14 protein-coding genes and 1 tRNA gene are annotated in these 16,013 nt (G+C 33.9%); 11 read left to right on the forward strand and 4 right to left on the reverse strand.

From position 1 onward, the window contains the following. Window positions 1–2: 2 nt before the first annotated feature. Window positions 3–509: an HNH endonuclease gene (locus tag AC6EJA_RS07535; protein WP_498502043.1), complete on the reverse strand. Its 507-nt coding sequence runs from the start codon at window positions 507–509 to the stop codon at window positions 3–5. A 92-nt stretch (window positions 510–601) separates the two neighbouring features. Here AC6EJA_RS07535 and alr point away from each other — a divergent pair, with 92 nt between their 5' ends. From alr to AC6EJA_RS07570, 7 genes are all read left to right on the forward strand, one after another. After that, complete coding sequence (gene alr / locus AC6EJA_RS07540; RefSeq protein WP_498502044.1) at window positions 602–1,786, forward strand: alanine racemase; 1,185 nt, start codon at window positions 602–604, stop codon at window positions 1,784–1,786. Window positions 1,787–1,858: 72 nt separating this feature from the next. Beyond that, window positions 1,859–1,947 (forward strand) — tRNA-Ser (locus AC6EJA_RS07545). A 1,200-nt stretch (window positions 1,948–3,147) separates the two neighbouring features. Beyond that, complete coding sequence (locus AC6EJA_RS07550; protein WP_498502045.1) at window positions 3,148–4,605, forward strand: hypothetical protein; 1,458 nt, start codon at window positions 3,148–3,150, stop codon at window positions 4,603–4,605. Between the two features lie 219 nt (window positions 4,606–4,824). After that, window positions 4,825–5,769 (forward strand): UDP-glucuronic acid decarboxylase family protein, encoded by a 945-nt coding sequence (locus AC6EJA_RS07555; RefSeq protein WP_498502046.1) that lies wholly within the window; start codon window positions 4,825–4,827, stop codon window positions 5,767–5,769. After that, window positions 5,769–7,196 (forward strand): nucleotide sugar dehydrogenase, encoded by a 1,428-nt coding sequence (locus AC6EJA_RS07560; RefSeq protein ID WP_498502047.1) that lies wholly within the window; start codon window positions 5,769–5,771, stop codon window positions 7,194–7,196. The genes AC6EJA_RS07555 and AC6EJA_RS07560 overlap by 1 nt, the downstream gene beginning before the upstream one ends. Beyond that, on the forward strand, window positions 7,193–8,257 hold the full coding sequence (gene galE, locus AC6EJA_RS07565) for a UDP-glucose 4-epimerase GalE (protein ID WP_498502048.1): 1,065 nt from the start codon (window positions 7,193–7,195) through the stop codon (window positions 8,255–8,257). The genes AC6EJA_RS07560 and galE overlap by 4 nt, the downstream gene beginning before the upstream one ends. Then, window positions 8,230–9,015, forward strand: coding sequence for a Rossmann-fold NAD(P)-binding domain-containing protein (locus AC6EJA_RS07570; RefSeq protein WP_498502049.1), 786 nt, complete (start codon window positions 8,230–8,232; stop codon window positions 9,013–9,015). Before galE ends, AC6EJA_RS07570 begins: the two co-directional genes overlap by 28 nt. Before the next feature lie 28 nt (window positions 9,016–9,043). Here the strand turns inward: AC6EJA_RS07570 and AC6EJA_RS07575 are convergent, their stop codons facing one another. After that, the gene (locus AC6EJA_RS07575; RefSeq protein ID WP_498502050.1) at window positions 9,044–10,198 is read right to left on the reverse strand and encodes a glycosyltransferase family 2 protein; all 1,155 of its coding nucleotides are present in this window, start codon (window positions 10,196–10,198) and stop codon (window positions 9,044–9,046) included. Window positions 10,199–10,288: 90 nt separating this feature from the next. Beyond that, on the reverse strand, window positions 10,289–11,728 hold the full coding sequence (locus tag AC6EJA_RS07580; protein ID WP_498502051.1) for a hypothetical protein: 1,440 nt from the start codon (window positions 11,726–11,728) through the stop codon (window positions 10,289–10,291). A gap of 403 nt (window positions 11,729–12,131) precedes the next feature. Between AC6EJA_RS07580 and AC6EJA_RS07585 the strand changes: the two genes are divergently transcribed. The 3 genes from AC6EJA_RS07585 to AC6EJA_RS07595 all read left to right on the forward strand — a co-directional run bounded on the left by AC6EJA_RS07585 (window position 12,132) and on the right by AC6EJA_RS07595 (window position 14,130). Continuing rightward, complete coding sequence (locus AC6EJA_RS07585; RefSeq protein ID WP_498502052.1) at window positions 12,132–13,250, forward strand: hypothetical protein; 1,119 nt, start codon at window positions 12,132–12,134, stop codon at window positions 13,248–13,250. Between the two features lie 96 nt (window positions 13,251–13,346). Beyond that, the gene (locus AC6EJA_RS07590) at window positions 13,347–13,871 is read left to right on the forward strand and encodes a hypothetical protein (protein WP_498502053.1); all 525 of its coding nucleotides are present in this window, start codon (window positions 13,347–13,349) and stop codon (window positions 13,869–13,871) included. 124 nt (window positions 13,872–13,995) lie between these two features. Then, the gene (locus AC6EJA_RS07595; protein WP_498502054.1) at window positions 13,996–14,130 is read left to right on the forward strand and encodes a hypothetical protein; all 135 of its coding nucleotides are present in this window, start codon (window positions 13,996–13,998) and stop codon (window positions 14,128–14,130) included. A gap of 200 nt (window positions 14,131–14,330) precedes the next feature. On the opposite strand, the gene AC6EJA_RS07600 is transcribed toward AC6EJA_RS07595, so the two are convergent. Further along, a complete protein-coding gene (locus tag AC6EJA_RS07600) occupies window positions 14,331–15,197 on the reverse strand; it encodes a serine hydrolase (RefSeq protein WP_498502055.1) in 867 nt (288 codons plus the stop codon). A 39-nt stretch (window positions 15,198–15,236) separates the two neighbouring features. Here AC6EJA_RS07600 and AC6EJA_RS07605 point away from each other — a divergent pair, with 39 nt between their 5' ends. Further along, on the forward strand, window positions 15,237–16,010 hold the full coding sequence (locus AC6EJA_RS07605; RefSeq protein ID WP_498502056.1) for a C40 family peptidase: 774 nt from the start codon (window positions 15,237–15,239) through the stop codon (window positions 16,008–16,010). The last annotated feature ends 3 nt before the right edge of the window (window positions 16,011–16,013 follow it).

Here is a 16,013-nt window from a genome sequence, read left to right on the forward strand (position 1 = left end):
TATTAGGCTATCCATCCAATTACGTATTTTCCCCATTCTTTATTTTTTCCTGAACTAATCATTTTTGTTGCTTCAAAACTCAAATTACTAAGAGGCTTGTGAGGTTTTCTCTTTATGGGCATATTGGCCTCTTTAGGAGTTCTATTGCCTTTTTGAACATTACAAGCTAGACAAGCTGTAGTGACATTTTCCCAAGAGTCAGGCCCTCCTCTGCTTCTTGGCATCACGTGGTCTATTGATAGCTTTGATCCTTCATATCCACAATATTGACAACGATTATTGTCGCGTTGAAGGATGTTTTTGCGAGTTAACGGAATATCTCGATATGGGACTTTTATGAATTGCCGTAAACGAATGACGGTGGGCAAATTTGTATCAGGTCTGATTTTACAGTTGGGATTTTCTTCCAAACTTACAGCCTTTCCTTTTAACATCAGTACAGTTGCTCGACGCCAACTGGTGATATTTAAAGGTTCATATGATGCATTTAAAACAAGAACCTGGACCATGCCAGCGCGTTCAACTAATCAATGTTAATTGAGATTCGTCGGGGGTGCACTTCTCTTAATTAGAGCTTTAATTAACTTGTATTAGATTTGCTATGGAAAGATCAGCTGAAAATTTCTTGACAGAGGATATTCCTGTGTTAGAGGTAATAAATCCAAAACAAAGAGCTTGGCTTGAAGTTGATTCAAAAAAAATTAAAAGTAATACAGAAATAATCACAAAATTAATCGGGAAAGACTGTTTGTTAATGGCAGTCGTTAAAGCTGATGGCTACGGGCATGGAGTTGAGGCTGTTGCGCGTGCTGCTCTATCAGGAGGCGCAACAAGTTTAGGTGTGGCGACTCTTAGGGAGGGTATCCAATTACGGACGTTGAATATCAGTTGTCCAATTCTTGTTTTAGGAAATTTAATTGAGCAAAAAGATCTACAAATATGCCTGAATTGGGACCTCATGCCTACATTGAGTGGGTTTAGAGAAGCTCTCTTTTGTCAAAATATTGCGGCAGCCGAGAACAAACAATTCTCTGTTCATATTAAAGTTGACACTGGCATGACCAGATTGGGATGTGATTTTAATGAGGTTATGAATCTTGTTGGGAGAGTAGATGAGCTTCCAAATGTATCCATGGAGGGAATTTATAGTCATCTTGCATGTGCTGATTGTGATCCTTCTTCTCCTTTGGGATTTACAAACAAATCACAGCGTGAAAAATTCGAAACTATTGTGAGAACAATATCTAAAGACCGTAAATCCCTGATTTTTCATTTAGCAAATTCCGCAGGCACTTTGTTGGGAGAAAATTTTCACTTTGACATGGTCAGAGTTGGTCTTAGTTTGTATGGCTATGACCCTTTCAGAAGCCATGATTCTTTTCATGCTCTACAACCGGCAATGTCTGTTAAGGCGAAAGTTACCCTCATCAGAGATGTTCCATCAAATGTAGGAGTTGGATATGGTCATTTTTATAGAACTACAACTAACAGAAGATTGGCGGTAGTAGGAATTGGTTATGCCGATGGTGTCTCAAGAGCTCTCTCAGGCAAAATCTCAGTTTTATTTGATGGCAAGCGTTTTCCGCAAGTGGGATCTATCGCTATGGATCAATTAGTGATTGACGTAACAGATTGCAAAAATATTTCTATTGGAAGCACTGTTACTCTTATTGGTGAAAGTGGCACAGAGTCAATAAACGCTAAGCACTGGAGTGATCTTTTAGGCTCCATACCATGGGAAGTTCTTTGTGGATTTAAAAATAGGCTTCCTAGATTAGTGGTTTGAGGATACTGATAAAGCATTATTTTTTTTGAGGATTAAATCAGACCTTGATAAGGTATGTAAATGGCTAACCAAGGAGAGGTGGCTGAGTGGTTGAAAGCGGCTCCCTGCTAAGGAGTTACAGGAGGTAACTCCTGTCGAGGGTTCGAATCCCTCCCTCTCCGTTTCCTATTGATTTAAAAAGGACATTGTTTGCGTATTGCATTCCGATGGATATGAGACCACATTTCGAGCTATAAAACCTGTACTTATTGCGATTAAACCAATAGCAAAAATCCATTTTGAACGCTCATTTGAAAATAATTTTTTCATGAAATTTGTTGGTAATAAGTGAAAGTTATAAGTCGTCTGTCGAGAGTAACAATAATCTTTCAAATCTTATGAACTCAATAATGATGGCAGTCAATGTCGTCATTATTGTAGGTCTGAATGCACTAGTTAGCTCAAAGTCAGCACATGGGATAAGGTGCTTATTTTACGAGCATAAAGCTCACAGGCTTGACACGAGCCTACTAAGCGAGGACGCACAGCTTAATAGTGCAATCGTATTAATAGTAAAGGGTTTGACTGTGTCGCGAATCTTAAGCAAGCACTGCCAATCTAAAGTTTCAGAAGAACCATAAAAAATGGTCAATTTTCAGCGAAGATGAACTTAGCCGGTCAAGAGGAAGCGCTGTATGTATGACCTATGAGCACTTTCATTATTATGTTTCAACTGAGTGCATCACATTGCTTTCATGATCAATCCACAGACGCTTAATCCCACAAGGGAACCATCTTAAAAAAAGGTGTGCGAAGTGGATGAAGAAGAGAGTTTTGGAAACTGGGTGGTGTCCGGAGGCTTCTTAGGAAAAATCTTTTGTAGATGGTTTTGCTACCAGAAACAAAACCAAATTAAAAGCCTTATCACTTCAAAAGCATGTAGATAAATCTCTATCTTTCATTAGAAAATCTAAGCACTATGAAAAAAGTGAGTCTCGTTTTTTGCCTTTCTTTCATAGGATTTATTGATATGATAGGAAGTATTTATATTTCAAAGTTCTCCATAAATATTAAGTAATTGACTCAAATAATAGGAAAACCACACCCCGTTACTTTTTTGAAATTACAATCAACTATATACTAAGCAAATTAAATCATCTATTTAAAAGATGGAAGCATTGTCATCGGCTTTAAATAAAAAATTCGATAAGAAATTTATTTATTTTTGCTGCTTGATGCTTTTCATTGCAACTTTATTTAGAATATATAGCATTGTTAATTTTGGCTTCTTTAATAATGATGACATAGTTTATTTTCAATTATCCCAAAATCTATTTTCTGGGAAAGGATTTATTTATGATTTTAGAGTTTTAGTGCCACAAATGAAAAATGTCCATGATGGAATTCATGTTCATTTCCCACCGGGCTATCCCTTGATAATTGGTTTAGAATCTTTGATATTTAAATATCCTAAAATTATTAGATCATTTGAATGGATATTTTTGTCAGGCTTTAATAGTATTTTATTGACATTTATATCATGCAAGCTTGTTAGAAGTCGAAAATATATTGCCGCTATTTTATCTTTTCTATCTCCTGTTTTAATTTTTGGTGTTGCTACTATTACTATAGGATCTGAGAATTGGTTTGTCACAGTCTCTCTTTTAGGCTTACTTTTTTGTTTTTTTTATTCAAGAAATTTTAAATTTATATTTTTACTAATAGCAAATTTACTTTTCTCTTTTTCTTATTTAATAAGGCCTGAGGGAATATTATTTTATACTTCTACAATTTTTATTTCATTATTGCATCTAAAGCGAATTTACTCAAGATTCAGTAAAACCTATGCAGAAAAGATAAGTGAATTAATAGCATTAATAGCATCGTTTATAATTCCAATTTTTCTATTAATAGCTCCATATATATTCTTTTTATATAAGGAATTAGGGAAATTTACTTTAACTGGTAAGAGCCTTAATTGGGAAGAACTAGATTCTATAAAAACATCAATAAATTATCTAAGATATCTTAATAATAGTATTAGCTTGTTTGATATTGTATTTACTTCACCTTTTTTCCTGGGTATTTCGTTTTTTCTTGTATTTTCTTTTGTCTTATTGGGCTTGTTCACTGAAAACTTACAAATTAAAACAACCTATATTCAGAAATATCTAAGAGATATATTTATTTTTTCAGGACCATTACCATTTGCAATATATGCTTATATAAAAAATGATCCTTACAGTCGTTCTATCTATTGCTTTATTCCCTCGATAATTTTAACTTTAATATTACTCTCAGAAGTCTATGGAAAATATTTTAATTACAGTAGAAAAATAACTTTAGGTTCGATTAAAAACATAAATCTTTCTCCCATTTTTCTGGTTATCCTCTTTTGTTCTTTATTCAATCTTTCTGTTCCTTTATTTTATTCGAACTTTATGGCTAACAGTCCCAGTTTTTACTATAAAGGATTAGATCAAATTTCAAGAGTATCCAAAAAAACTGACTCTAATCAAATAATATGGTCAAGAGATTTGTCTGGCTCTCTGATTAATACTAATTTTGTATTTTGTAATGCAATCGAAGAAATAGAAAATACAAATACCATCTATCCAGCAATTACAGTTACAAATAAATCATGCAATGGAGATATAGATTATTTTTTGCTCAGTAATTTTAATCACGATAGTATGCCTGCAATGACAGATTGGGAGAAAAATAATTTTAGTTCAGATAGCTTTGTTTTGAATAAAAAAACTTATGTAAGATTTTTTACTAAACATAACAAAAGAAACTCTCAAAAGTTAGTCGGATTCAAGTTAATGAAGGATAAATAGAATTTATATATAATTTTTATCTATTGAAATATTTGAGAATGGCTTTGGGCTCTTTGATTGATCTTTATGAAGAAAGTGCATGAAATTCATCTCAAAAGCCACTTTTTACTAATTGCTAACCTTTTCTAAAAAATTATTCTTATTAAGTTAACTGAATAAAAACATCTAGTGCTATTATTCTATGTATATTATCCATTCTGTTTATATAAATATTAGATTATGCATAAAAAACCTATAAGAAACTTGGTAACTGGTGGAGCAGGTTTTTTAGGCTCACACCTAATTGACAGATTAATAAACAATAATGAGGAGGTTATCTGTCTAGATAACTATTTCACTGGCAGAAAAACGAATATAAATAAATGGATTGGGCATCCTGGATTTGAGGTTATTCGTCATGATGTAACTCAGCCTATTCTTCTTGAAGTAGATAGGATTTGGCATTTAGCTTGTCCTGCTTCACCTATTCATTATCAAAATAACCCTATAAAAACGGCCAAAACAAGTTTTATAGGTACGTACAATATGTTGGGATTAGCCCGAAGAGTTAAGGCTAGGCTTTTATTGGCTAGCACAAGTGAGGTTTATGGCGATCCTCAAGTTCATCCTCAGCCAGAGACATATAGAGGGTGCGTAAATCCTACGGGAATTAGAAGTTGTTACGACGAAGGTAAGCGCGTGGCTGAAACCCTATGTTTTGACTATCAAAGAATGCATAATGTCGATATCAGAGTAATAAGAATTTTCAATACCTATGGTCCTCGTATGCTCCCTGATGATGGCCGAGTCGTGAGTAATTTTATTGTTCAGGCATTACGCAATGAACCTTTAACTATCTTTGGGGATGGATCTCAAACTCGATCCTTTTGCTACGTTGATGATCTTGTTCGAGGAATGATGTTAGCAATGAATGGTAATCATTCTGGGCCTATCAATTTAGGTAATCCAGGTGAGTTTACTATCGTTGAATTAGCAGAAATGATTCGTACAAAAATCAATGAACAAGTTGATTTAATCTTTAGACCTCTCCCCGAAGACGATCCATTACAACGTAAGCCAGTGATTGATTTAGCCCAAAAAGAATTAGGTTGGTCACCGCTGGTTAATTTAGATAAAGGTTTAGATTCTACAATCAATTATTTTAAGGGGATTTTAATTAAGTAATGTCTATTCAAATACGAAATATCTGTTGCATAGGAGCGGGTTACGTGGGGGGGCCAACAATGGCAGTGATAGCTGATAGGTGCCCCAATATCCAAGTCAATGTTGTTGATTTAGATAATGCAAAAATAGCTGCATGGAATGATAGTGACCTTTCAAAATTACCAGTTTATGAACCAGGTCTCGATCATGTGATTCAGCGATGCAGGGGAAGAAATCTTCATTTTTCTATAAAGGTAGATGAATGCATAGCTAATGCAGATGCTGTATTTTTGTCTGTTAATACACCTACTAAAACCAAAGGACTTGGTGCTGGACAAGCCAGTGATCTGAAATGGATAGAAGCATCGGCTCGGCAAGTAGCAGCATGCTCTAAGGCTCACACCATTGTTATTGAAAAAAGTACATTACCCGTTCGAACTGCTCAAACTATTAAAACAATACTTTCTGCTTCACAAGGAGAATTGCCAGGTATAAATTCTCCAAAAACTTTTTCAGTCATTTCAAATCCAGAATTCTTATCGGAGGGAACTGCCATAAAGGATTTAGAAAATCCAGATAGAGTTCTAATCGGAGGAGATGATCCAGAAGCAATTCAAGCTTTAACCGATTTATATGAAATCTGGGTTGCACCTGAAAAAATAATTCGCACAAATTTATGGAGTTCAGAGTTATCAAAATTAACTGCAAATGCATTTCTTGCTCAAAGAATTTCCTCAATTAATTCAATAGCGGCAATATGTGAAGCCACTGGTGCTGACATAGGAGAAGTTTCAATTGCAATAGGAACTGATTCTCGTATTGGGAACAAATTTTTGAATGCTGGACCTGGTTTTGGAGGTAGTTGTTTCCAAAAAGACATACTCAACTTAGTTTATCTTTGTGGTCATTATGGATTGCATCAAATAGCTAACTATTGGCAACAAGTAATTGAACTCAATACTTGGCAACAAGATCGAATAGCGGGATCTGTTTTGCAAAATTTGTTTGGCACAGTTAACGGGAAACGATTAGCAATTTTTGGCTTTGCATTCAAAGCAAATACAAACGATACTAGAGAGTCTCCTTCAATTAGAATTTGCAAAGACCTTTTGGATGAGGGGGCTTTGCTTGCTATTTATGATCCAAAAGTAAGTGCTACTCAAATAAAAAAAGATTTGAAACGAGATAATATCAATAATGATCAAGAGAATTCTTCAAGTGGAGAGGAAATATTTTTTCCGGAATCATGCCTTGAGGCTGCAAAGGGTGCGGATGCAATTCTTGTTCTTACTGAATGGTCGGAATTCCAAGATTTAGATTGGATTCAATTATCTCAAGTTATGAGAAAACCAAGTTGGGTTTTTGATACACGGCGTTGTGTTGATGTTCAGTCAGCTATCGCTGCAGGTATGAAAGTGTGGGTGCTTGGTTCTGCATCAATGCAATGAGGGTTTTAGTTACTGGGGGAGCTGGTTACATAGGCTCTCATGCTGTAAGGTCACTTCTTATCGCGGGACACTCCCCAATAGTTCTGGATAACTTAGTTTATGGACATGAGTGGATAGTTAGAGATGTTTTGAAAGTACCTTTGATAATTGGTTCTGTTGGAGATGCAGATCTTTTTAAAAGTATTATTAACGGGACACATAATTGTTTAAAAGGAACTATACATGAAGCTAATTATATTGAAGGAATTTTGCATTTTGCGGCATATGCATATGTTGGAGAGTCGGTCAGAAACCCATTAAAATATTATAAGAATAATGTTAATCAGACTGTAGAAATGTTGGATACTTTATGTAATGAATACCTTGTTAATTCAAAACAAAAAAAGATAAATATACCAATTGTTTTTTCGAGTACCTGTGCTACTTATGGAATACCGAATGATAATCCAATTACAGAATCCACGCCTCAAAATCCTATAAACCCATATGGCAAAAGTAAATTGATCATTGAAAATGTACTAAGAGATTTAGCTAATGCTTATGGTTTAGAAAGTATTATTCTTCGTTATTTCAATGCAGCAGGTGCATCCCCAGATTCCAAATTAGGTGAAATACATCAACCTGAAACACATTTAATTCCTTTAGCAATTAAGGCTGCAATAGATAACAAGCAAACATTAAATGTATTTGGGAATGACTATAATACATCTGATGGAACATGTATTCGAGACTATATACATGTATGTGATCTCGCTGATGCACATGTTCTATCTTTGGAATACTTACAAGAAAAGAATATTGACGGAAAAAAGATATGCTCAGATTTTAATTTAGGAAATGGCACAGGAATTTCCGTTAAACAAATTATTGAATCAGTTGAGAAAGTTACTAATCTATCAGTATCTACAAAAAGTTGTGGGAGAAGACAAGGGGACCCTGATGTCTTAATAGCATCTTCTGCTAAAGCACAAGAAGTTTTGGGATGGGAACCTAAATTTAAACATATTGATGACATTGTTAGGCATGCTTATCTATGGCATCAAAAAATCAATCATTTATGAGCATAGATTTACATAAAATAAATGAAAAGATAATACTTCTTGGCAAGTATGGTGGCTTGTCTAAGGGGTTGATGGAAATGCAAAATCAAAATAATATAATTGAATTTGATGGGGAAATATTTTCAGGCAATCAATTCAAAGAAGAAATAAATTCTTATAAAGTTGCTACATATTGCCCGACTTTGAGAGATGATTCTAAAGAGAGCTATCTTAAAGAAATTGATTATTATGATAAATTATCTAAGAGTATTAAATCAAATGAGCATCTTATTTATATATCATCTATTACTGTCGAACTTACCAACGTAACATTTTACAGTCAGGCTAAGGCTATGGTAGAAAAAATAATTTCTAGCAATACGAATAACTATACAATTTTAAGACTAGGAATGATTTATGATCAAAAAAAATCTAGATATACACTCGCTTCAATGGATAAGTCTTCTAAAAGTCTTTTTACTTTCTTTATGGATATTCCAAAGACAACGGCTTGTACAATTGAGGATATTTATAAATCAATATTTAAAATAGCTTGCAATATTGATAGATATTCAGGACAGGTTATTAATATCGGGATTAAAAGACATACCTTCTTCGAATTACAAAATATTGCATTAAAAAAACACTTTAGAATTCCAGTACTTTCATTTTTTCTATTAAAATTTTTATCTATTTTTTCTAAACGATTAGAAGCATATGTTGGCGGTAATTCTTTGTGTGATTCCCCAAAAATTGCTTTTAAATCTTCTTTTGATTGATTAATTCATATTTTTGGACAAAAACATATTAATCATGAAGCCATGAGAAAGTAGATATTTTTGAGGCAACTAAGTAAATATACAATGAGGTAGTTGCAAGAAACATAGAAAAATAAAAGCTCAATTGAGACGGCCTTTCATTTAAGAAACCAAAGTTACCATCTGATTGTGAGAGAAGTATTATAACTATGCTTATTGATATGACTAAAAGTATAAAAAATAGTTGAAATGCCTTATCTAGAAATGAACGAGATTTTACAAATCGAAATAAGAGTTCCGAGAAGAATGAATGTCTATGTCTTATTTTGGTTGCTAATAAAAGTCTAGAGCTTATATATTCCGATGAAGTCCAAAGTCCACAGGCGTATAAAACAATACTTAGTGATAATGTATTACTTCCCGAGAATGGATCTTTTTGTAAAAGGTTAATAACTAAAAGTAGGAGAGAAGAAAACCAAAAGAAAAGAGAAAGTGGGAAGTATGAGTATTTGGGACTAAATGAGAACATAAACTTGACAGTTCTCCATCCATCTCTCCATGTTCTTAAGTGTGGGCTTCTATCTGGATGATCTTTTCTCAATTTTGCAGGAACTTCAGAGATATTATAACCAGCTAGGCATGATCTCAATACCATTTCACATGCATATTCCATTCCATTAGATTTAAGATTTAGCTTCAATATATCTTCTCTTTTGAAAGCTCTTATTCCACAATAAAAGTCATTGACATTCGCTTCGAAAAGAGTATTTCCAATAGCTGTGAGAATTGGATTACCTAAATAACGATGGAGGAATGGCATCGCATTTTTTTCAATTCGTCCAAACCTATTACCCATGACTAAACTGTATTGATCAGTTCTTAGATTTTCAATCATTTTAATAGAATCACTAAAGTCATATGTTGAGTCAGCATCTCCCATTACAACAAACCTACCTCTTGCGTTTGCAATTCCAGCCTTTAATGCTGCTCCGTACCCACGCGTCTCTACGTTAATAACCTTAGCGTCATTGGACTTAGCTATTTCTATCGAACCATCATCGCTACCGTTGTCTGCAACAATGATTTCATAAGAAGATGAATACTTGCCAGCATTGTGACAAACATCTAATACACTTTTAAGTGTTCTGGCTTCATTTAGGCACGGGATGACAAATGAGGTCTCAATTAAATTATCCTGAGACATTTAAATACCCTAGCAGTTTTTTATTGATACTAGCTATCTGTAAAAAATTGTCCAGCTGATAGTGATAATTTATTGTTGTAAAAACATATTTTATTTTTTAAATTCCCTTATTAATTTTATAGCTCGTAATATAAAATAGTACGTTGGATTCTGGACTGGTATGTATGTGGCTGTTGAAGAATCTATTATCTTTATTTTTTTACTTAGCTTGTAAGATTCTTTGAGCTTTCCATTAGAATCTGTATAGTTATTTAAAGTACCTGAATAGTGTAAATCCCCACCTGTTTCTACTCTTATAGGGGAATTTAAAATTATATTTATATTATGTTTTTTTAATGTTTTACGAATAACTTTATATAGCCTTCTAAAGCATGTCTTTTCAAAATCAAATCTAAATCCACCTATTATTTTAATCTTATCATTTTCTTTCCCAATAAAAGACGATGAGAATTCAGAAGGATAGTAGATATTGATAACATACAGTCTATGAAGCCACCACCCTGGGAATAAAGGAAAGTCTGGAAATCTATTAGTTATTTTATAAATTTTAAAAATTGAGAATTTTAAAAATCTCCATAATAAACTATTTTTATGCCTATAAGATGCCTTAAATGCCCCTATTATGGGGAAGAAATTTAAAAAAATATTTCCATCATTTGTTTTAATTAAGGCCTCAAAATTACTCATGCTAATAAAATTATTTGGATATTTAAGTTTTTTAGCTAAACAAATAGTTGTCAACAGTGGATGATGCTTGATTCTTGAAAAATCATGGGATTCGTTGTCTTTATTTATTGAATCTAAAATTAATCTATAAGAACCTATTGCTCCGCAAGCAACTATTATATATTCATATTCTTTTTGTTGATTATTCTCTAGAAGCAAAATTGGATTTTCACCAGTTTCATTAAATAATATTCTTTTAACTTTGGAGTCAATTCTTGTGTACGAGTCTGGTTTCTTAAAGTTGTTACCAAATATAGCTGGATTAGATCTATCATCAGGAAGATTTTGTAGGTCGCATTGATCCGCGTTGATGGCTAACTTTGAGGAATATATTCCATCAGTTTGATTACTATAATTACTAAAATGATTAGTTTTATGTTGAATTAATGAATTCTTTTCATAAAAATCATAGACGTCTAGAATAGGTATTTTTCTTTCAATAAATTTTTTTTCTTCTTCATCCAATCCAAGTTGTTCAATATCTAGATTGAGACCCCCCAATCCAAGATTAGCCCCCCAAAATCTTGCCAGCCCTATTTCATCAACTAATTCAAGGCCCACAAAATTCTTTAATTCCTTGGGGTAGAACTCATCACTAATATTTTTTTGCTCAATGAATTCTGGTATTTTGAATTTTAGTGATACTGGATTTTTATATTTTGCACTAATTTTAATTTTTTTATTAGTAGCTCTATTCAGGCGAGTTATTTTAGGAGCAATGCAATCTACTTCGTGTCCTTGATCTGCTAAGTACGAGCTTGCAATGTAACCAATTATGCCACTGCCAATTACTGCTATTTTCATTAATAATTCTTTAGGTTGATTTTCTGTAAGTATACCTTTGATTAACTAATATATTTTATTTATTTTAATTTGGATAAATAGTTTTATCTTGTTAGTAATGTTAAATATATAAATTAACATATAACCCATTGCTTGATCCTAAAGCTGAAATAACTTTATAGTGCTTTTATTGTTTAAAAGATTTATCTATATTTTTTGCTCTGCTTATTTAACTTTAAACTTATTTGAATACGAAAAAAATTTAATCATAATTTCAATATTTAAGTCTTTTACTAATAAATGAATACTTACCTTTAAGACGTATTCGATTAAGTGTATCAATTTTCAAACTGGCCAACATGATTTCAAGGCATTTCTTTGTCCAGTTTATGCGTCGAGGGGATGCTTGAATAAGTTGTTTTTTTTGAATAGATCCGTGTCAGCCATTCAAGCAGCAGAAGTAAAGAAAGCAGCAGAGGCAAAGAAAGCAGCAGAGGCAAAGAAAGCTGCTGAGGCAAAGAGAGCAGCAGAGGCAAAGAAAGCAGCAGAGGCAAAGAAAGCAGCAGAGGCAAAGAAAGCTGCTGAGGCAAAGAGAGCAGCAGAGGCAAAGAAAGCAGCAGAGGCAAAGAAAGCAGCAGAGGCAAAGAAAGCAGCAGAGGCAAAGAGAGCAGCAGAGGCAAAGAGAGCAGCAGAGGCAAAGAGAGCAGCAGAGGCAAAGAGAGCAGCAGAGGCAAAGAGAGCAGCAGAGGCAAAGAAAGCAGCAGAGGCAAAGAAAGCAGCAGAGGTAAAGAAAGCAGCAGAGGCAAAGAAAGCAGCAGAGGTAAAGAAAGCAGCAGAGGCAAAGAAAGCAGCAGAGGCAAAGAGAGCAGCAGAGGCAAAGAAAGCTGCAGAGGCAAAGAGAGCAGCAGAGGCAAAGAAAGCAGCAGAGGCAAAGAGAGCAGCAGAGGCAAAGAAAGCAGCAGAGGCAAAGAAAGCAGCAGAGGCAAAGAAAGCAGCAGAGGCAAAGAAAGCAGCAGAGGCAAAGAGAGCTGCAGAGGCAAAGAAAGCAGCAGAGGTAAAGAGAGCAGCAGAGGCAAAGAGAGCTGCAGAGGCAAAGAAAGCAGCAGAGGTAAAGAGAGCTACAGAGGCAAAGAAAGCAGCAGAGGCAAAGAAAGCAGCAGAGGCAAAGAGAGCTGCAGAGGCAAAGAAAGCAGCAGAGGTAAAGAGAGCAGCAGAGGCAAAGAAAGCAGCAGAGGCAAAGAGAGCTGCAGAGGCAAAGAAAGCAGCAGAGGTAAAGAGAGCAGCAGAGGCAAAGAAAGCAGCAGAGGCAAAGAGAGCTGCAGAGGCAAAGAAAGCATCAGAAGTGAGGCGAATCTCTACTAATAAGGGGAATCAAGAATCGAAAAATCAAAAGTTGACAGCCTCTCAAAAGAAAAAAGCTTCAAAAAATGAATTGTTAAGTATTTCAGTTTCTTTGAATACAGGAAAAATAGGCTTAATAGTCGGCGCCGGAGTTTTTGCTGCAGCTCTTTTAGTTTCTCTTATTACTTTGATAGCGAACTAATCCTCTAAATCTTAACGAATTTTTCAAAAGATTTTCACCCCTTTTTTTTTAGCCCATTGAATGCTTAAATTATCAAACTTAGGAGTTTTTTTTATTGTGGTTAAAGATAGATTTAAAGAATTAATAGATTTTGCACAGACTAAATCTCCTTATCAAAATGCAAATAAAGGATGGATTAATGATGATATTTATTTGCAATGGGGTAATGAAAGTAATGATAAAAACCCAGAAAAAGAGCATATACTAGATATTAATTTATACATAGAACCACTACAAAAACTCATATTAATTATATTTATAACTATAGCAATCTCTTTCCTTTTCATTTTTATGAGCATATCTTTTAAAGAGAATAATTTTGATCAAAAATTATTCTCTTTTGACATAATTAGCCAGATAAATAAAAATCCCGATATTATTATGGAAGATATTGAAAATTTTGATCAGGATTCACTTAGTCAAGATCAAAATCAAAGATATCAATTAGAGGAGGAGCTCATCGAGTCGGAGCCGGTTCAAGGGAGTGAGCAAGAGCTGTTATCAGCTGATGATTGGATTGATACAAAATCCCCCATCATTAATTCAGGAAATATGCTTGCGCCGAAATTAAGAGGTAGCTGATCTGCTCTTTTTGGAAAACATGCGGTTTTTCATAATTTGTACAAATTTTTCAAGGAAATTTATGAGAGCTCTTTATGGCAACTTTCAATGCTTGAATATGGTGGTTTCTTTAAAGGATTTAGTCGTGGCTGAAAAACAAGGTAATGAGTTGGCAACCATATCCGTTTATTTGAATACTCCCATTGCAGCAGTGCTTTTGGGTGTTGGATTCATTGTGGGAGCAATCCTTTTTGCTGGAATTATGCTGGTAGTGCGTTAATGGGATTAAGCAAAAACGTAATTTTCGAGAATCTTTTTCCACCCCCATTGACATGCTCCCGCTTCCGTGACTAGAAAAGAGTAATCAGAACGCTCCTCACACAATTAGTTCTGATATTTAGGGCACCTAGTGAGCAGGGTGCCCTTTTTAAATTAATTATCAACTTGCTTGCAACAGGTTTGATAGCGAGAGTTGTTTATTTATAAATAGAAATTATTTAATTCATGAGCAATGCTTGGTAAAAGATTTATGTCTTTAGACAGATCCTTTCCAGATGTAAAGATTACAACAAGCATCGTGATGTTATCTTTATTAGTCCACCATGCAGCATCATTTCTTGCTGAACTCATCCATCCTGCTTTACTCCAAAATTTCGTATTTTCCAATAATCCTTCGCCAAGAAAGCCATCAATTTGATTTTCGGGGTCATTCTTTCTAAATTCTTTATTTAATGTTCTTGAAAGATATTTTTTTAAATCTTTTGATGATTGATTAGGCATCAAAAAATCTGTCATTAGGCCTTCCATTAATTTTGCAACTGATTTGCTTGTTAGTGCATTTCTATTTTTATTATTTTCTCCATAAAAATCTTTTTCTCTTCCATATGGACCTTCACTCCATGTTTTTTGGCAGCAATTAATGTTATTTAATTCTATCCAATTTAAACTTCTAAGCCAATTATTTATAAAATAACGTTGTTTCTCCCAAGCTTTTAAATTTTCTCCATCCAGTGAGGGACCGCTATTGGTACCAGTTAAAAGATCAACAACATAACTTGTTGCATCATTAGACGAATACGTGATCATGTCATTAAGAGCTCTTCGCAGTTCTTCAGATTCAACTAAAAAATCGTTTTGGATCCAAATTTCTGCAGCTATGCCATATATAAGTTTTACCACGCTTGCTGGATAAAAAAGTTTATTTTCATTAATACCTGCTCCCAAACCGCTTCCAAATTTCGGAACATTTTTACCGTAATATACCCAAGTTAATGAAAGATTTGAATCCAAGTCATAGTGATTTCCAAGAGAAAATTTTGCAATCACCTCCTTTAAATAGAAATGCATGGCCTGATTTGATCTATAGAAACTCATATTTTGTTTGATATGAAGAATGAAGCCCTAATTAAAAAAGAAATGCTTTTTCCTGGAAGCTTATGGAAACTCGAGGCTGCAGTCAATGGATATAAAAATCATTATAAAAAAGAACTTTCTACTCAAGCAAATATTGGGAGACGATTTATAGTTATCAACTCTGAATCGGAATTGTCAAAATCATATTTACTCAATGAAAGAATTAAAGTTTGTCTATTAGAAGATGGTTATGAGTGTTGGTTCGATATTAAAGATTTAATTTTTAAAGCTGTAGCCTCAAAAAAAACAACCAATATTTCTTTCGAAAGAGAAGAAATATCCAAAAGTATTCCAAATATATTGAAATGGATTGATCATGCGCAAAATAACATTAATCATTATCTATGGGGTGGGACAGTGGGACCCCATTTTGATTGTTCTGGGCTTGTGCAGAGTGCATTCGCAAGTCAAGGCATTTGGTTACCAAGGGATTCATATCAACAAGAGATATTTTGTGAAAAGGTCGAATATTCTTTCGAGAAAAAATTTCAATTACTTAAGGGAGATTTACTTTTTTTTGGTACAAAAAATTGCTGTAGTCACGTAGCAGTTCATATAAATGATGGTTTTTACTATCACAGCTCTGGGAAACTTAATGGAAAAAATGGGATTGGTATAAACTCTCTTTTTGATGATGATTCAATTTCCTCCTATTATCGGTCTATATTTAGGTCTGTAGGCAGAGTGTTTCACTCTTATCAACCAATTATTTTTAGTGAAACCTACCAAAAACTTTTTTTCAAATAATAC

This window comes from Prochlorococcus sp. MIT2309, assembly GCF_059772305.1.